Raw genomic sequence first — 15,598 nt, forward strand, 5'->3', positions numbered from 1 at the left:
TCCCGGCTCAGGCAGTTACACGCTCGATCGCATCAATCAGTTTGGCAGGATCGAAGGGCTTGACGATCCAACCCGTCGCACCGGCCTGCCGGGCCCGATTCTTCTTTTCCTGATCGCTTTCCGTCGTCAGGACGAGGATCGGAACGGCGCGATATTTTTCGTTGCGGCGGACGCCTTCGATGAAGCCAAAGCCATCGAGACGCGGCATGTTGATATCGGTGACGATGACATCCGGATTGGCGTCTTCGAGAACTTCGAGCCCTTCGACGCCGTCTTCCGCCTGAATGGTCTCGAAACCCGCATTGTTCAGGGTCACCAGCAGCATGTTCCGGATCGTCCGTGAATCATCCACGGTCAGCACTTTCTTCTTCATTGCTAGATCTCCTTAACAATCAAATTATCGGTCTCGATGCCGATGAGTTGCATCGTCTTCTGAAATGCGTCCGAAGCCTTTTCGACAATGAAGGATTTTTTGTCCTCCTTCCAGGCCGTGACACCGGCGACGAGAACCTGCGCGCACTGCACGCCGACCCGCTCAACGCCCGAAGCATCGATGACGAGATCGCTGCCGCGCATGGACATCAGCTTTCCGTGCAGAACCGAAGCCTCGTTGAGGTCCAGCACTGCCGACAGCTTCAAACTCCCGGGTCCAGCCTTCTTTGCTGCCATCAGCTTATTCCTCGCCGTTTCTGAATGAGGTATTCGTTATAGGCTGCCGGTTCTGCAACTGCCGGCACCGAGACGGGCGCTGACTGGCTGCGTGGCGGCGCCGGGTGACGCTTTTCCGGATAACGGCTCTGCCGCTCGATCCGGAACTGGCGGACCGTGCGGCCGAGTTCCAGAATCACGGTATGAAGTTCATCGGCTCCCTCGCCGGCCCGGCTTGCCAGGCTCGCGTTCGAAGCCACGCGCTCGCTTACAGAGCCGATCTCGGCGGTCAGCCGATCAAGGCCATGAGCGTGGTCGCCGGTATCGCGGGCTATGCCGGCGATCGCGTCATTGATTTCAGAGACCTGCCGGACGATGCCGCCGATCGCATCCTGTGTGCGGTGGACCATCTCGACACCCGCATCCACCTGCGATTTCGTGCCGGTGACCAGCGTCTTGATCTCGCGGGCGGCTTCGGCGGAACGCTGGGCAAGTGCGCGCACTTCCTGCGCGACGACGGCGAAGCCGCGGCCTGTCTCGCCGGCGCGGGCGGCCTCGATGCCGGCATTCAGGGCCAGAAGATTGGTCTGGAAGGCAATGTCGTCGATAACGCCGATGATCTGGCCGATCTTCTCGGCCGAAGATTCGATATCGGCCATGGCGCTGATCGCGCGGCCGACAACCTCGCCGCTTGCCTCGACCGAACGGCGTGTCTCGGCAGCAGCCTTTTCGGCCTCAGTCGTTCCGGCGGCGGTTTCCTTGACCTTCGTGGCAATGTCGACAAGCGCCCGCATCGCGTCCTGAAGACGCTCTGATTGCTCCCCGGAGGTGGTTGCAAAGGAACGCGCGTCTTCGGAAAGTGAGTGCGTCAGCGCGCCGGCCTTCTCGCGATGGGCATCGGCGGTCTCGACCGAGGAACGCATGCCTGCGATTGCCCGGTTCAGAAGATCGGCGAGGTCGCGATAAGCCTCCGGCACGTCTGCCGGGAGACAAGCCGTCAGGTCGTGATCGGCAAGCGCCGCTATGACATCCGAGAACGTCTCGACGGCCTCGGCATGATCGGCTTCGCGCTGCTCGGCGAGCGCCCGCTGATGCCGCTGGCGCAATTCGTTGAAACGCAGCGAAACGGCAATCTCGGCATCAACCATCACGAGGCGCACGATCGCGCCAACCAGGTCGAGCAGTTCCTGCTCGCGCTTGCGACCGCCCGGCAGCAGCGGTTTCGGAGCAAGGTCGGCGATCGCACCCGCGATCAGGTGTTCCAGCATCACCGCATGGCCGGCAATATGCCAGCGCGGATCGAGACCCATGCGGCTCTCGGTATCGGAGAGCAGTTTCACCCGCTCGGCATAGAGCGCATCGAAACGGGCATCCGTCAGCACGCCCCAATGGGAGGCTTGCAGGTCATGCAGCCGCTCGATCTGCTGCTCGCTCTCGAAATTGCGGGCGGCTTCGGGAAAGGATTGAAAGCGATGGAAGAGGTCACGCAGGCCGGTCTTCAAATGCCGGTCGAGCTGCGGACGGCAGCGGCGCAGAAGATCGCGCAGTTCGCCGTCAAGGCCGGCGAATGCCAGTCTCTCGCCCAGGCTGCCCGCCTGGCCCCGTCGCGCCTGATCCGATGGCGTTTCCTGCACCAAAACCGTCCCCAAAATTCATCTTACCAATCCTCAAAGATTGGCGGCATGCGGCTCCTGTCCGCCAGGCACCGGAGATGAATAGGAGATGCTCGCCAGAGCGGATCAATATCCGTCGGCACGGGCAACACGGTCACCACAGGCTATCCTGGATTTTCATGAGCGGATACCGGACTGTCACCGGTACGGCTTTGCGGCTTCATGCCTGGTGGGAGACCCCGGTCATCCCATTTCGCCGTGCATTCCAATATGTATGGTTAATTCCTTGCCCGAAGGTTAATAGAAGGTGCAGGAACACCGGTTTTAGTTTGGATAAGACACAGGTTACGCAGTTGGGTGGGAGCGAGCTTAATCCGGCCGGTCCGCCCTGCGGTTTTGCCCCAGCGCCCTCAGCGGCTGGGCCCGGAAGCTGCAAATGACCTTGTGGCCTATACGGCAAGGCCGCCTTTTCCGGCGAATTTCCTGCTGACATGCAGTGAACCGGACAGCCCGAAACGCCACGGCAGATCGACCGCCTGCGAAATGCCGATCCGCCGGCCGGTGACGACCAGTGGCGGCGTTTGCGGACGTGCCAACCCGAACGGCGGCTGGCGCAAGGGCAAGCCGTTGTGCTCGATGGTTACACCGAGAGCCTGACAGACGCGGCCCGGACCGGAACATAGAAGCAGCGGATCAGAACGACCGCGACGTCTTTCCATTTCATCAATGCCTCTGACGGGCTGCAACGCCCTGATCAGCACGGCGCTGCCTGGCCGACAGACAAAATTCAGGCACCAGTGAATGCCGTATGAGCGATAGACATAGGCATGCCCCGGCGGTCCGAACATGACCGCATTCCTGGGCGTAGGTCCCCGAAAGCTGTGGGAAGCAGGATCATCCGGCTCATAAGCCTCGGTCTCGACGATGACGCCGCCAACGCCCTCGACATCAAACTCGACGCCGATCAGATCGCGTGCGACCTCGACCGCGCTTCTGTCGAAAAACTGCTGGTCCATACGGATATCCCGAGTCGACTGACAAAATTGCCGGCAAATCCATAAAGGCCGCATTGGGATTTGTCTCCCCGCCTGCCTTGCCGGCGGCCGTGCCACATCGACCCAAAACCTGGCGCTACCGATCATTATTCAGCAATTTAAAGGGATTAATGGTGCCCGGAGGCGGATTTGAACCACCGACACGCGGATTTTCAATCCGCTGCTCTACCAACTGAGCTATCCGGGCATCGAGGCTTCATCAAAGCCTTCCGGCGGAGGCCGGCGGGGGTCATGCCCCCGGAAGCGAGCGGGGTTATAACATCTTGTTCGGCCATGTCCAGCGCTACGGTCCACTTTTTTGACAGGTTTGCGAAAATCGCAAATTCCCGAACAAAAACAGCAAGGCAAGCGGCCCGATAGCTCGGCTCCCTTATTCGCGCTCGTCTGAGCGGTCCGCCCTGGTTTCATCTTCCGCCGCAGGAATGGCGTAAGAGCCGTTCAACCAGCGCGACAGGTCAAGCGTCCGGCAACGGTCGGAGCAGAAGGGATAATGTTCGCGCGAGGACGGCTTGCCGCATTCCGGGCAGGGTCTCGCCTTCCTGAGCGGCTCAACCTTGCCGCCGGTCTTGATCGGTTCGGATGCCATTGTGTTGCAACACTCCTGTATCTTGCGCGGAACCGCCAGCGCAAAAGCCGGCCTCCGACACATCCGCCGAAGGCCTCAGCCCTCCGGCCAGGTCGCCGCTACGTCGAAACCTTCCCCCGCAAGCAGCGCCGTCACTTCGTAAAGCGGCAGTCCGACGACATTCGTATAGGAGCCGACAAGCTTCTGTACAAAGGCGCCGGCAATGCCCTGGATCGCATAGGCTCCCGCCTTGCCGCGCCACTCGCCCGAGGCGATATAGTTCTCGATTTCGCGGGTGGAAAGGCGCTTGAAGCGCACTTTGGTCTGCACGACCTTCTGGCGGAACTGGCCGCCGGGGGTCACCAGGCAGATGCCGGTATAGACCCAATGGCCGCGCCCCGAGAGCAGATGCAGGGCGGAAGACGCCTCTTCCGTGTATTCGGTCTTCTCCAGAATGCGGCGCCCGACCGCCACCACCGTATCGGCCGAGAGAATGTAGCTATGCCGCCAGGCCGGATCGCCCTTGACGGCAGCGAAGGCCGCTTCGGCCTTCTCCGTCGAGAGCCTGCGGGCAAGCGAACGCGGATGCTCGGATTTCTTCGGCGCCTCATCGATATCCATCGGCATCAGCCGCACAGGCTTGATACCGGCCTGATTGAGAAGATCGAGACGGCGCGGAGAACCGGAGGCCAGTATCAGCTTTTGTTCCAGCGCCATGAGAGACCACCGCGGAGTAAGAACAATTATTTGAAGCGGTAGGTGATGCGGCCCTTGGTGAGGTCGTAGGGCGTCATTTCGACCAGCACCTTGTCGCCGGCAAGAACACGGATACGGTTCTTGCGCATGCGGCCGGCGGTGTGGGCAATGATCTCGTGTTCGTTTTCAAGCTTCACGCGGAATGTCGCGTTGGGCAGAAGCTCGGTCACGACGCCCGGGAATTCGAGGACTTCTTCTTTGGCCATCTATAGGTTTTCTTCCTGCTGTTGAATTCGGGCTGCGGCAAAATGTGCGCTCACCCGGAAATGTGCGCGGAACCTACACAATCATGTCCGCTTTGTGAACCTCGCTTGAAAGCGATTCTCAATGTCTTTCAGGCCGTCTCGGCCGGATGCCGGCTCATTCCCGAAAGGCGTTCATCGATCAGCCGCCAGAGATGATCGCGAACCTCCCGATAGGCGTGAAGCTTTTGCTCGCGCGTACCCGTCGCAGCGGTCGGATCCATGGTCGGCCAATAGACGACGTCAACGGCGTTGGCGCGGGTGAGTTCCAGTGCGGCATGATGGGCTTCGGGCGTCAGGGTGACGATCAGATCGAAGAAATCATCCTCGAGTTCCTCCAGCGTCCGAGGCTGATGCCGGCCGAGCGACAGCCCGACCTCTTGCAGCACCACATCCACGAAAGAATCCCGCTCGCCGGAGCGCACCCCCGCCGATTTGACATAGATATCGGGTGGCAGCAGCCGTTTTGCAATGGCTTCGGCCATCGGCGAGCGGATGACGTTCCAGCCGCACAGGAAGAGGATGGCACCCGGTCGTTTGACACTTGTCTCGGGCAAGGTGGCGCTTTCCATGATCAGCCACGCCAATAGAGCACGCAGACCAGGGTGAAAAGCCGTCGCGCCGTATCGAAATCGACACGGATCTTGCCATTCAGCCGATCCATGAGCGTCTGGGAACCCTCGTTGTGGATGCCGCGACGGCCCATGTCGATCGCCTCGATCCTGCTCGGGGAGGAGGAACGGATCGCTTCGTAATAGCTCTCGCAGATCATGAAATAGTCCTTGATGATCCGCCGAAAGGGGGTGAGCGAGAGGATATGGGTGGCGACTTCCTCGCCCTTTTCCGTGGTGATGCCGAGCACGAGCTTGGAATCGACCAGAGAGAGCCTGAGCTTGTAGGGACCGCCGGCATGGCCTACCGGCTCGAAGGAATTTTCCTCGACGAGATCGAAGATGGCGACCGCCCGCTCATGTTCCACATCCGGCGTCGAGCGCCCGATCGAGTCGTCCAGAACGACATCCGAGAGCCGGAAGTCCCCTCGCCCCATCCGTCAGCCCCCATCATTGAGAGGCATGGCGTTCAGGCGGATCGAGACGGACCTGGCATGGGCGTCGAGCCCTTCGGAATGGGCAAGCGTGATTGCGGCTGGCGCGAGTTGACCAAGCTGATCCGGCCCTAAACGCAGGATCGAGGTTCGCTTGACGAAATCGAGCACCGAGAGGCCCGAGGAAAAGCGCGCCGAACGCGCCGTCGGCAACACGTGGTTGGATCCGCCGACATAATCGCCGATCACTTCCGGCGTATGGCGGCCGATGAAGATCGCGCCGGCATTGCGGATGCCCGGCATCAACGCGTCGGGATCGGCGACGGCGAGTTCCAGATGCTCGGCAGCAATACGATTTGCGAGCGGCAGGGCGGCTTTCAGATCCGGCACGAGGATGATCGCGCCGAAATCCCGCCAGCTTGCAGCAGCGGTTTCCGAACGCGACAGGGTTTTGAGCTGCCGCTCGACGGCCGCTTCCACCGCCTTGCCGAGGCCGGCATCGTCGGTAATGAGAATCGACTGGGCACCGGGATCGTGCTCCGCCTGGGCAAGCAGATCGGCAGCCAGCCAGGCCGGATCGTTTTCCCCGTCGGCGATGACGAGAACCTCGGAAGGACCCGCGATCATGTCGATGCCGACCGTGCCGAAGACCTGGCGCTTGGCCGCCGCGACATAGGCATTGCCGGGACCGACGATCTTGGCAACCGGCGCAATGGTCTCGGTACCATAGGCAAGTGCAGCTACGGCCTGGGCGCCGCCGATCCGGTAAATCTCCGTGACGCCGGCGATGCGGGCCGCTGCCAGTACGGCCGGATTGATCTTCCCGCCGCTCGCCGGCACGACCATCACGAGGCGCGGCACGCCTGCGACCCTGGCCGGCACGGCATTCATCAGCACAGAGCTCGGATAGCTCGCCGTGCCGCCCGGTACATAAAGGCCGACCGCCTCGATCGCCGTCCAGCGGGAGCCGAGGCCGACACCGATCGCATCCTCGTAGATATCGTCCTTCGGCATCTGTCGGGCATGGTGTCTTTCGATACGCTCGGCAGCGAACTTCAGCGCGTCGAAAACCCTGGGATCGGTCTCGGCGACGGCAGCGTCGATATCCGCATCGCTCACGCGGATGCCGGCCTTGGCGAGATCAATGCCGTCGAAACGGGCGGAATAGTCGATCAGCGCCGCATCACCGCGGGCACGCACATCATCGATGATGGCACGCACCACCGCGTTCACATCTTCCGAAACCTCGCGTTTGGTCGAGAGAAAAGCGGAAAACCTCGCCTCAAAATCCTGCGATGCCTGCTCCAGCCAGATTGCCAAGCGGATATTCCTTCCAACTCAAGATGATGTTCTATCTCAATCAGGGCGGTCCCGATCAGGGATGGCGGGGCCTCACCGCCGTTTCCCACGCGCCGCCGATATCCGCAAGAGCAACTTCGATGCATTCGACATCAAGCGCAATCGTGGCCGTGCCGGAAAGCACCAGTTCCACCGTGCCTTCCGGCCCCTCGCCCTTGCGTGTGAAGGTGATCGCGAGCAGCGAGAGCACATCGTCCGTCCTGTTGCGGTCGATGCCGGTGGAACGCACCGCTTCAACGCGTTTGAACACCAGGGCGGCGCGGTGCCGCTCGAAACCCTTGCGCTTCTCGCCGGCCTTCTCCCAGACGAAACGGTTGGCGGCGAGGGAAAAATTCCTTTCCGGCGGCGACCAGCGGACGTCACCTACCTTGAAGACGGCGTCCTGCATATGGGCGGAAATGATGCCTAAATCGTCCGTGTCGAGGGCAAGCAGCTTCAGCTCGGTCATCGCTTTCAAATATCCACTCAAAGGTTGCGTTTTCACGCGAAAGTTTCTTGTCTGGAGATAGGATGTGAAAGCGAAAGAAGCAACTGGCCGCTATTGCGGGAAATCCGCGCCGAGGCTGATATCCTTGAGAGCCTCGATCTGGGACCGGCGCTCGCCGAGCTTCCGCGTGATATTGTCATAGGCAAAAGCGCCCAACACGAGATGCCGCGGCGCATTCTCCGTCTGCGTGACACGGATCATCGCCTCGCCTGCTCTGACAGGATCGCCCGGCTGCCTGCCGCTATATCCGGATGTCGTGGCCATTCGCGCACCCGCGGTTTCGGCATAGTCGGCGATCCTGCTCGGCGTCTGCCTCAATGAACGGCCTGCCCAATCGGTACGGAAAGGGCCGGGTTCGACGCAGGTCACCTTGATACCGAGCGGAGCCGTTTCCAAGGCGAGCGCATCGGAGAAACCCTCGACCGCATGCTTGGTGGCCGCGTAATAACCGGAGCCCGGCAATCCCATGAAGCCGGCGAGCGAGGTGATGTTGAGGATGTGGCCCTTGCGGCGTGCACGCATGCCCGGAAGCACGGCGCGCGTCATGGCAAAGAGGCCGAAGACATTGGCATCGAACATGGCGCGGATCTCGTCTTCCTCGCCCTCCTCGATCGCCGCCTGGTAACCGTAGCCGGCATTGTTCACCAGCACGTCGATGCGGCCGAACTTTTCCTCCGCAGCCTTCACGGCGGCGATGATCTGGCCGGTATCGGTGACGTCGAGATCGAGCGCCAGCGCATTGTCCCTGCCATCGGCCAGATCGGCGACGCGGCTTTTGTCGCGAGCAGTCACGACCGTCGGCCAACCGCGATCGAGGGTGAGCTTGGCAAGCTCGTGGCCGAAGCCGGTCGAGCAGCCGGTAATGAACCATACGGGAGCGGAAACATCAGCCATGGGAAATCTCCATAAGATGCTGGATCAGAAATATGAGGCGGGGAAGAACACAGGATACCTCCGACACATAGGGATGCAAAAAAGGACGGCAAGGGCAGTACCCTTGCCGTCCTTCATCACGTTTTCGATTCCTGGAACCCGGTCAGTCGCTGACGCGTTCGACCACAGCGCCACAGCGGGTGAGTTTTTCCTCCAGCCGCTCGAAGCCCCGATCGAGATGATAGACACGATTGACCGTGGTTTCTCCTTCCGCAGCAAGGCCGGCAATCACCAGCGAAACGGAAGCGCGCAGGTCGGTCGCCATGACAGGCGCGCCCTTCAGACGGGGGACACCTTCCACCCTCGCCGTCTGGCCGGAAAGCGAGATTTTCGCGCCCAGGCGTGCAAGCTCCTGCACATGCATGAAACGGTTTTCGAAAATCGTCTCGGTGATGTTGGAAACGCCCGATGACCGCGTCATCAGCGCCATGAACTGCGCCTGCAGGTCGGTCGGGAAACCCGGGAACGGCTCGGTCGTCACGTCGACCGGCTGAATGCCGTTGCCGTTGCGCACGACCCGAAGGCCGCTCTCCGTCTCGGTGATATGGGCACCCGCCATGCGCAGCGTGTCCAATGCGTTTTCAAGCAGCGCGGCCTGCGTGCCTTCGAGGATCACGTCGCCGCCGGTCATGGCGACCGCCATGGCGTAGGTGCCGGTCTCAATACGGTCGGGCAGGACGCGGTGGCGGGCGCCGGACAGCGAGGTGACGCCTTCGACGGTGATAGTCCTGGTGCCGGCGCCGGAGATCTTCGCGCCCATGGCGTTAAGGCATTTCGCCAGGTCGGCGATTTCCGGTTCGCGGGCCGCGTTCTCGATGACCGTCGTGCCCTTGGCAAGCGTCGCGGCCATCATCATGACATGCGTGGCGCCGACCGAAACCTTCGGGAAAACGTAGCGGGCGCCGACGAGGCCGCCCTTCGGCGCCGTGACGTTGACGTAGCCGCCATCGATCTCGATCTCCGCGCCGAGCGCCTGCAGGGCTTCGAGGAAGAGGTCGACCGGCCGCGTACCGATGGCGCAGCCGCCCGGCAGCGAGACGCGGGCCCTGCCCTCGCGGGCGACGAGCGGGCCGATCACCCAGAAACTGGCGCGCATCTTGGAGACCAGCTCATATGGGGCGGTCGTATCAACAATGGTGCGACAGGTGAAATGGATGGTGCGGGAATAGCCGTCCTCCTGCCGTTCGCGCCGTCCGTTGACGGCGATATCGACGCCGTGATTGCCCAAAATGCGCATCAGGAGCTCGACATCGGCAAGATGCGGCACATTTTCGAGCGTCAGCGTATCGCTCGTCAAAAGGGACGCGATCATCAAAGGCAGCGCGGCGTTCTTTGCCCCGGAAATCGGAATGGTGCCCCTGAGCTCGTTGCCGCCGGAGATTCTGATGCGATCCATAAGTTGTCACTCTTCCTTCTTAGAGCGCGAAAGGACGCGTCCTTAAACGAGATCCGCCGCCGCTTCAATGTCTGCTGAAATTGCCAAAGCCCGTCCGCCCAGCATAGATCAGGATGATTCGTCCGTTTTTGCGGCAGACAATCCATGGGTGGGATCAGCCTCGCCGGCCCGGCGTGCGCGCGCCTGTGACTTGCGGCGCATCAAATTTTCCCGAAGCTTGGCGGCTGCGCGCGCTTTCCGCTTGGCAACCCGCTCATCTGCCGCCGCACGCGCGCGGTCGCCGCGGGTTTCCTTCGTCTCTCCGGCCTGCGAATCGGGCAATTCTTGGTCATTCGCCATGGTTCTCCATAACCAAAAAGCCGGTTCAACAAAAGCAAAAGCAATGTTTTCCCTCCATACCGACGAAAGAACTTGGAATTTGCGGCTTGCGCTCCCGGTGAAGCTATGGCAATAGGCCCCTCGCCGACGACGCGATGATTTTGCGGCGGCTACAAGCTGCTATAGCTCAGGGGTAGAGCACTCCCTTGGTAAGGGAGAGGCCGAGAGTTCAAATCTCTCTAGCAGCACCATTCTTCTTCCGGAAAACATAACCTCCGCCGATTGTCGTACCGGCATTCCCACGACTTGTCTCGTCCGTGTGTCTCGCCACAGCTACGCCACGGAATATTCTCACGCTGATGCAACGAGTTGGCACCCTCATGCGTTGCCGGGCATCCGCTCGCACTGTGCGAGCTTTGGGAACAACTAATTGACGCCTGTTTGATGCCACTTCGCGGAATTCTCGATCGCTGGAACAATCAATCGCTTGCCCGGCAGTTCCTGATCGCCGGCGGGCTGGTTTCGCTTGCAGCCATGATGCTCGTCGGAGCGTATGTGACGACGCTCATCGAAGCTGCGGTCACCCGCAATTCCGCAGCATCGACTGCGCTCTACGTCGACAGCATCATCGCGCCGCTGCTCCCCGACATGAAGACCAGCCAGCGGCTCGACGACGTCACGACCCGAGCGCTCGACGAAACCTTCGGCCAGGGTGCGCTCGGCGGCAAGGTCGTCTCATTCAGGCTCTGGCGGAAGGATGGAACCGTCCTCTACGCCACTCCCGACAAGAGCATGGTGGGCAAGCGGCTCGATCCAGGCGAGGACCTCCTGACGGCGTTCTCCGGACAGATGGTCGCGCAGTTCGGCTTTGCGGATCCGCAAGACGCGTCCGAACGATCGAGGGACGATCCGCTCCTCGAAATCTACAACCCCATCCTGCAACCCTGGTCGGGCGAGGTTGTCGCGGTCTCGGAATTCTATGAAGTCGCAGACGAATTCCAGCAGAGCCTCCACCAGGCGCAGCTTAGAAGCTGGCTTGCGGTTTTCGGTGTCACGCTTGCTTTTTTTCTGCTTCTGTCGGCAATCGTCTTCCGCGGCAGCCGCATCATCGACCATCAGCAGCAGGCGCTGACCCAGCGTGTTACCGAACTCTCCGAACTGCTCTCGCAGAACAAGGCGCTGCATGCCAAGGCCCAGCGTGCCTCGCTGCGCGCGACGGCGCTTAACGAAAGCTATCTGCGCCGGCTCGGCGCCGACCTGCATGACGGCCCGGCCCAGCTCGTCGCCTATGCCGCCCTGCGCGTGGACAGCCGGCTCCTTACGGATCCCCGCACGCCGCACCAGGCGCGCGAGAAGGAAGTCTCCACGATCAAAGCCCGATTGGACGAGGCGATGGACGAGATCCGCAGCATATGCAGCGGGCTCGTGCTGCCGCAGATCGAAACCGCCGAACTCCCGGATGTCCTGAAGCGCGCCGTCGACGCCCATCGTCAGCGAACGGGACTCGATGTCGCGTTGTCGATGACCAACGGTTCCAAACCTCTCCCTCCTTCCGCCAAGATCTGCATCTACCGCTTCGTACAGGAAGCCCTCAACAACGGTTTCCGGCATGGTGGCGGCGTAGACCAGAGCGTCCGCCAGACTTTCGACAATGGCAATGTCGTGATTGAAGTGGCCGACCACGGACCGGGTTTCGATCCCGCTTCGGTTGGTCCGGACGGCCTGGGGCTTGCCGGGCTCAGGGAACGGATCGAGAGCCTTGGCGGCACATTCAATATTTTCACATCGAAAAGCGGAACCACGGTCAGGATGTCTCTGAACGTGCAGGAAATGGAGCAGGCCTAATGACAGCAGTCAAAATCGCGGTCGTTGATGATCACCCCTTGTTCCGGGAGGGCGTTACGCGCAGCTTCAGCGAGATCGAGGATTTCGAGATTGTCGGGGAAGGCGGATCGCGGGACGATGCGATCCGCATCGCGCGGGAATTCTGCCCGGATGTCATGCTGATCGACATCTCGATGCCTGGAAGCGGTCTCGAAACCATAACCGATGCACTCGAATACTGTCCCACTCTGAAGATCGTCATGTTGACCGTCTCGGAAGCGAGCGACGACATCACCAAGGCGCTCAAGCTCGGCGCGAAAGGCTATGTTCTCAAGGGGATCGGTTCGAGAGGACTTGCAGAAGTCGTCAGGACCATTGCCGCCGGGGGGAGTTATGTCTCGCCGGCCCTTTCGGCCCAGTTGATCGCCGGACTTTCAGCATCCGCTGAAGCCGTCGAACAGCCCGATCCGATGGCAGAACTCACCGATCGGGAACAGGAGGTGCTGAACCTCGTCGCATCGGGCCTCAGCAACAAACGTGTGGCACGGGAACTCGATCTTCACGAAAAGACGGTCAAGCACCACATGACCCGCATCTTCTCGAAGCTGAAGGTCTCCAACCGTACGGAAGCGGCGCTGGCCCTTCGCGACGCCACCGTCCAACGCTCAACGACCGAACGACCGCAATCGTGACGTGTCGGAAGGAGTGGCCTGCCGATTGACGATCGTGCGCGACCGCGAGTCGCGCATCTCGTAGCGCCCCTGGGAGATCCGTTCCGTCGCGCCGTTACCGTGGCGTACGGTAATCGAATTTCCCCGAACGTCGACTTTGACATCCGATTTGGAACGGGCCGCCGGTGTCGCCGGCTGCGTTGGCGAACGCTGCCCCGCTGTCTGGCTGTTGGCAGCAGGTTTATCGGCCTTGTCCGAAGCGCTCTTGCCTGTAGAAGGGCTCTTGCCTGTACTTGTACCGGCGCCAGTGCCAGTGCCGGAACCGCTGCCGGTGCTGCCGTCATTTTGTGATTTGCCAGCAGTGCCAGAAGCGGAGTTGCCGGCATCCGTGCTGCTGTCGTTCGCGCCGTCGCCCGCGTCACCGTCGTCGGCAGCGCCTTCGCCGACGCTGCCGGCATCATTCCCTTCATTGCCTTTGCCGGAGCTGTTTCCGCTCCCGCCGCTGCCAGCGCCCCCATTATCACCATTGCCCGCGCTGTCATTATCACCGCCGTTGCCACTGTCGCTGTCACCGCTGTCGCTGTCACTGTCCTTTGCTGCGGCGGACGAGGCAGCGAGGCAAGGCACGCCATTCGCGTCAACGGCCAGCTTGAAGGGCATGGCTGCTGCAAAGATCGCAGCGAGCGCCCCACTTAAAACAAACAATCTACGCGTAGACATGTTCGACTCCCGGTTTCATCGTTCCCTGCATTCGCGGCATCGGCCCTCCTCAAGGAAACCGAACATCTCTCCCGATGGTTCCGCCTCGGTCAAAGGACCCGCCGACCGCGCACGGCGATCGGCGGGCAAGGTTCTGCGCTGAAAGGGACCGATGATCGCGCAGGAATCCGGCTTCCATAAGTCATTGGCCGCGAACGTTTCGGTGGCAGCAATGAAGTCCTCTGCCGCGGACATCAAAACCTCCGTGCCTGGCCCTGTGTCTGTGACGGAACCTCCTGAAAAAGCTTCAGGATCAACCGCATTCTACGAGCACGGTTCCGCGATTTCAGCCCCCTTGGACCTTTGCGTCAACCTATCGGACCAAAGACCTAAACCACATCGGGACTGAAGTCCGACCTTAGGGCCGACTGAAGCCCAAAAGGCGGAACGCACAGTCCCAGACCTCGTTGGAAAAAGGCATTGCGGCTCATGCAGAGCCTCGCAGGCGACATGAAAACAATAGAGGAAACACCCATGAAACCGTTGATAAAGCATACGCTCGCAATGGCGCTCCTTGCTGGGTCCACGCTCTCTGCGGTGCCGGCAATCGCACAAACTGAATCTCCCTCCGCAGGACAGAGCGGCGGAGGTTCCGGTGCCCCCATCCTGCCCCGCCGAGGGACTTCCGGCGACAAGGGCTCGTCCGGCACGATGACGCCGGGCGCTCCAAGCCAGGCGCAACCATCGCAGGGCATGCAAGGCTCCGCGCAGCAGCAGCCTAAGCCGGGTACGGACAACGGTTCGACAAATGCCCAAAGCCAGGGTACGGATCAGCGCCCGAACACGCAGGGCAGCGATACCGCACAACAGCCGACAGACCAGCCTGGCGAGACGGATGGCTCGACAACGGCCAGGAGCGGCTCCGGTTCGGAAACCCGCACGCCTGCAACGAGCGATAGCGCTGGCCAGAACGACGGCGCGGAACAGCAGGACCCGGATCGAGCTGCCACCGATCGCCCGTCAAGCGAAACCACCGGCAGCATCGACATCTCGACCGAACAGAAAACCGAGATCCGTAATGTCCTCGTTGAGAACAGGGTCGAACCTGCTGATATCGACGTCGATGTGAGTGTCGGGGTGGCCGTGCCGCAGACCGTGGAACTCCATCCGCTGCCGCCGCGCATCGTGGAAATCGTCCCGGCTTACCGCGGCTACGAATATTTCGTTCTCGCCGATGGCCGGATCATCATCGTGGAACCCGCAACCCATGAGGTTGTCTACATCCTGACCGGCTGACGCCCGGGATTCACGGGAGAAGGACCATGAATGACGGAGAACCGGCAGCGATCCACACAAGTAGCGTGAGCCTGCCAAGGATCGAGACACCCGACCCCGTCACGAAACAACCGGTCTCGACCAAACCCGGAGACTGAGCGCGAATCGCGGTCGTCTCCCCAAACTCAAAGGAGAATACCATGAACACCAAGATCATCGTTCTTTCCGCCGCGGTACTGGCTATCCTCGCCCCTGCCGCATCCGCCCAGCAGGGTACCGTCAATGGTGCGGCGGGCGGCGCCGTCACCGGCGCGATCGTGGGCGGCCCGGTTGGCGCTGCTGTCGGCGGGGTCGTAGGGGCGATTGCCGGCACGGCCATCGATCCGCCGCCGCCGCGTGTCGTCACCTATGTCGAACAGGCACCAATTCCGGCAGATCCGGTCGTCATCCAGGAGAAGATCGTGGTCGGCAAGCCCATCCCGCAGACCGTTGTCCTCACTCCGGTCCCGGATGCGCCGCAGTATGCGTACGCAGTCGTCAACCAGGAACGCGTGATCGTCGATCCGCAGACGCGCACGGTCGTCCAGGTAATCCGCTGATCCGGATCACGGACAGCCGAAATCAGGGAGGGCTGGGAACAGCCCTCCCCTTTTGCTTATCCCGGATCGGTTCAGCGATCCGGCATCTGCAACACATGACCATCCCGCGATCC

The 15,598-nt window shown here is 61.5% G+C and carries 19 protein-coding genes and 2 tRNA genes; 5 read left to right on the plus strand and 16 right to left on the minus strand.

Annotation, left to right across the window (positions count from 1 at the left end):
* Positions 1–7: 7 nt before the first annotated feature.
* The 15 genes from cheY1 to JL39_RS28685 all read right to left on the minus strand — a co-directional run bounded on the left by cheY1 (position 8) and on the right by JL39_RS28685 (position 10,438).
* On the minus strand, positions 8–373 hold the full coding sequence (gene cheY1, locus JL39_RS28615; RefSeq protein WP_037158833.1) for a chemotaxis response regulator CheY1: 366 nt from the start codon (positions 371–373) through the stop codon (positions 8–10).
* Between the two features lie 2 nt (positions 374–375).
* Positions 376–669 (minus strand): STAS domain-containing protein, encoded by a 294-nt coding sequence (locus JL39_RS28620; protein ID WP_037158835.1) that lies wholly within the window; start codon positions 667–669, stop codon positions 376–378.
* Positions 669–2,285, minus strand: coding sequence for a globin-coupled sensor protein (locus JL39_RS28625; protein WP_052183162.1), 1,617 nt, complete (start codon positions 2,283–2,285; stop codon positions 669–671). The genes JL39_RS28620 and JL39_RS28625 overlap by 1 nt, the downstream gene beginning before the upstream one ends.
* A 425-nt stretch (positions 2,286–2,710) precedes the next feature.
* Positions 2,711–3,277 carry a DNA-3-methyladenine glycosylase gene (locus JL39_RS28630; protein WP_037158838.1) on the minus strand — a complete coding sequence of 189 codons (567 nt, stop codon included), beginning with the start codon at positions 3,275–3,277 and terminating at the stop codon, positions 2,711–2,713.
* A gap of 150 nt (positions 3,278–3,427) precedes the next feature.
* A tRNA-Phe gene (locus tag JL39_RS28635) sits at positions 3,428–3,503 on the minus strand.
* Positions 3,504–3,686: 183 nt separating this feature from the next.
* The gene (gene yacG / locus JL39_RS28640) at positions 3,687–3,902 is read right to left on the minus strand and encodes a DNA gyrase inhibitor YacG (protein WP_037158841.1); all 216 of its coding nucleotides are present in this window, start codon (positions 3,900–3,902) and stop codon (positions 3,687–3,689) included.
* A 75-nt stretch (positions 3,903–3,977) separates the two neighbouring features.
* Positions 3,978–4,598 carry a Maf-like protein gene (locus JL39_RS28645; RefSeq protein WP_037158844.1) on the minus strand — a complete coding sequence of 207 codons (621 nt, stop codon included), beginning with the start codon at positions 4,596–4,598 and terminating at the stop codon, positions 3,978–3,980.
* Between the two features lie 26 nt (positions 4,599–4,624).
* Positions 4,625–4,843, minus strand: a complete 219-nt coding sequence (gene infA, locus JL39_RS28650; RefSeq protein ID WP_004435948.1) for a translation initiation factor IF-1 — start codon at positions 4,841–4,843, stop codon at positions 4,625–4,627.
* A 128-nt stretch (positions 4,844–4,971) separates the two neighbouring features.
* Positions 4,972–5,451 (minus strand): low molecular weight phosphatase family protein, encoded by a 480-nt coding sequence (locus tag JL39_RS28655; RefSeq protein WP_037158847.1) that lies wholly within the window; start codon positions 5,449–5,451, stop codon positions 4,972–4,974.
* Positions 5,452–5,453: 2 nt separating this feature from the next.
* Complete coding sequence (locus JL39_RS28660; protein WP_037158850.1) at positions 5,454–5,927, minus strand: UPF0262 family protein; 474 nt, start codon at positions 5,925–5,927, stop codon at positions 5,454–5,456.
* 3 nt (positions 5,928–5,930) lie between these two features.
* Positions 5,931–7,244 carry a histidinol dehydrogenase gene (gene hisD / locus JL39_RS28665; protein ID WP_037158852.1) on the minus strand — a complete coding sequence of 438 codons (1,314 nt, stop codon included), beginning with the start codon at positions 7,242–7,244 and terminating at the stop codon, positions 5,931–5,933.
* A gap of 55 nt (positions 7,245–7,299) precedes the next feature.
* A complete protein-coding gene (locus JL39_RS28670) occupies positions 7,300–7,731 on the minus strand; it encodes a DUF2948 family protein (protein ID WP_037158855.1) in 432 nt (143 codons plus the stop codon).
* 90 nt (positions 7,732–7,821) lie between these two features.
* On the minus strand, positions 7,822–8,664 hold the full coding sequence (locus tag JL39_RS28675; protein WP_037158858.1) for an oxidoreductase: 843 nt from the start codon (positions 8,662–8,664) through the stop codon (positions 7,822–7,824).
* A 142-nt stretch (positions 8,665–8,806) separates the two neighbouring features.
* Positions 8,807–10,099 (minus strand): UDP-N-acetylglucosamine 1-carboxyvinyltransferase, encoded by a 1,293-nt coding sequence (gene murA, locus JL39_RS28680; protein WP_037158860.1) that lies wholly within the window; start codon positions 10,097–10,099, stop codon positions 8,807–8,809.
* A gap of 108 nt (positions 10,100–10,207) precedes the next feature.
* Positions 10,208–10,438: a hypothetical protein gene (locus tag JL39_RS28685; protein WP_052183163.1), complete on the minus strand. Its 231-nt coding sequence runs from the start codon at positions 10,436–10,438 to the stop codon at positions 10,208–10,210.
* Between the two features lie 155 nt (positions 10,439–10,593).
* Here JL39_RS28685 and JL39_RS28690 point away from each other — a divergent pair.
* From JL39_RS28690 to JL39_RS28700, 3 genes are all read left to right on the plus strand, one after another.
* A tRNA-Thr gene (locus tag JL39_RS28690) sits at positions 10,594–10,668 on the plus strand.
* A gap of 193 nt (positions 10,669–10,861) precedes the next feature.
* Positions 10,862–12,262 (plus strand): sensor histidine kinase, encoded by a 1,401-nt coding sequence (locus tag JL39_RS28695; protein WP_037158863.1) that lies wholly within the window; start codon positions 10,862–10,864, stop codon positions 12,260–12,262.
* Positions 12,262–12,933 (plus strand): response regulator transcription factor, encoded by a 672-nt coding sequence (locus JL39_RS28700; protein WP_037158866.1) that lies wholly within the window; start codon positions 12,262–12,264, stop codon positions 12,931–12,933. Before JL39_RS28695 ends, JL39_RS28700 begins: the two co-directional genes overlap by 1 nt.
* Here JL39_RS28700 and JL39_RS28705 read toward each other — a convergent pair.
* A complete protein-coding gene (locus JL39_RS28705) occupies positions 12,907–13,632 on the minus strand; it encodes a hypothetical protein (protein WP_152601298.1) in 726 nt (241 codons plus the stop codon). The genes JL39_RS28700 and JL39_RS28705 overlap by 27 nt on opposite strands.
* 513 nt (positions 13,633–14,145) lie before the next feature.
* Here JL39_RS28705 and JL39_RS28715 point away from each other — a divergent pair.
* Entirely contained in the window at positions 14,146–14,907 is a 762-nt protein-coding gene (locus tag JL39_RS28715; protein WP_037159972.1) for a DUF1236 domain-containing protein, read from the plus strand.
* Positions 14,908–15,086: 179 nt separating this feature from the next.
* Positions 15,087–15,485, plus strand: coding sequence for a DUF1236 domain-containing protein (locus tag JL39_RS28720; protein ID WP_037158874.1), 399 nt, complete (start codon positions 15,087–15,089; stop codon positions 15,483–15,485).
* Positions 15,486–15,598: the final 113 nt, after the last annotated feature.

Source organism: Rhizobium sp. YS-1r, from assembly GCF_000757525.1.
In the GTDB taxonomy this organism is placed as follows: Bacteria; Pseudomonadota; Alphaproteobacteria; order Rhizobiales; family Rhizobiaceae; genus Neorhizobium; species Neorhizobium petrolearium.

Coding starts and splice junctions, on each gene's coding strand:
- cheY1 (WP_037158833.1), bottom strand. CDS start 373: ATGAAGAAGAAAGTGCTGACCGTGGATGATTCACGGACGATCCGGAAC.
- JL39_RS28620 (WP_037158835.1), bottom strand. CDS start 669: ATGGCAGCAAAGAAGGCTGGACCCGGGAGTTTGAAGCTGTCGGCAGTG.
- JL39_RS28630 (WP_037158838.1), bottom strand. CDS start 3,277: ATGGACCAGCAGTTTTTCGACAGAAGCGCGGTCGAGGTCGCACGCGAT.
- yacG (WP_037158841.1), bottom strand. CDS start 3,902: ATGGCATCCGAACCGATCAAGACCGGCGGCAAGGTTGAGCCGCTCAGG.
- JL39_RS28645 (WP_037158844.1), bottom strand. CDS start 4,598: ATGGCGCTGGAACAAAAGCTGATACTGGCCTCCGGTTCTCCGCGCCGT.
- infA (WP_004435948.1), bottom strand. CDS start 4,843: ATGGCCAAAGAAGAAGTCCTCGAATTCCCGGGCGTCGTGACCGAGCTT.
- JL39_RS28655 (WP_037158847.1), bottom strand. CDS start 5,451: ATGGAAAGCGCCACCTTGCCCGAGACAAGTGTCAAACGACCGGGTGCC.
- JL39_RS28660 (WP_037158850.1), bottom strand. CDS start 5,927: ATGGGGCGAGGGGACTTCCGGCTCTCGGATGTCGTTCTGGACGACTCG.
- JL39_RS28670 (WP_037158855.1), bottom strand. CDS start 7,731: ATGACCGAGCTGAAGCTGCTTGCCCTCGACACGGACGATTTAGGCATC.
- JL39_RS28675 (WP_037158858.1), bottom strand. CDS start 8,664: ATGGCTGATGTTTCCGCTCCCGTATGGTTCATTACCGGCTGCTCGACC.
- murA (WP_037158860.1), bottom strand. CDS start 10,099: ATGGATCGCATCAGAATCTCCGGCGGCAACGAGCTCAGGGGCACCATT.
- JL39_RS28685 (WP_052183163.1), bottom strand. CDS start 10,438: ATGGCGAATGACCAAGAATTGCCCGATTCGCAGGCCGGAGAGACGAAG.
- JL39_RS28695 (WP_037158863.1), top strand. CDS start 10,862: ATGCCACTTCGCGGAATTCTCGATCGCTGGAACAATCAATCGCTTGCC.
- JL39_RS28700 (WP_037158866.1), top strand. CDS start 12,262: ATGACAGCAGTCAAAATCGCGGTCGTTGATGATCACCCCTTGTTCCGG.
- JL39_RS28705 (WP_152601298.1), bottom strand. CDS start 13,632: ATGTCTACGCGTAGATTGTTTGTTTTAAGTGGGGCGCTCGCTGCGATC.
- JL39_RS28715 (WP_037159972.1), top strand. CDS start 14,146: ATGAAACCGTTGATAAAGCATACGCTCGCAATGGCGCTCCTTGCTGGG.
- JL39_RS28720 (WP_037158874.1), top strand. CDS start 15,087: ATGAACACCAAGATCATCGTTCTTTCCGCCGCGGTACTGGCTATCCTC.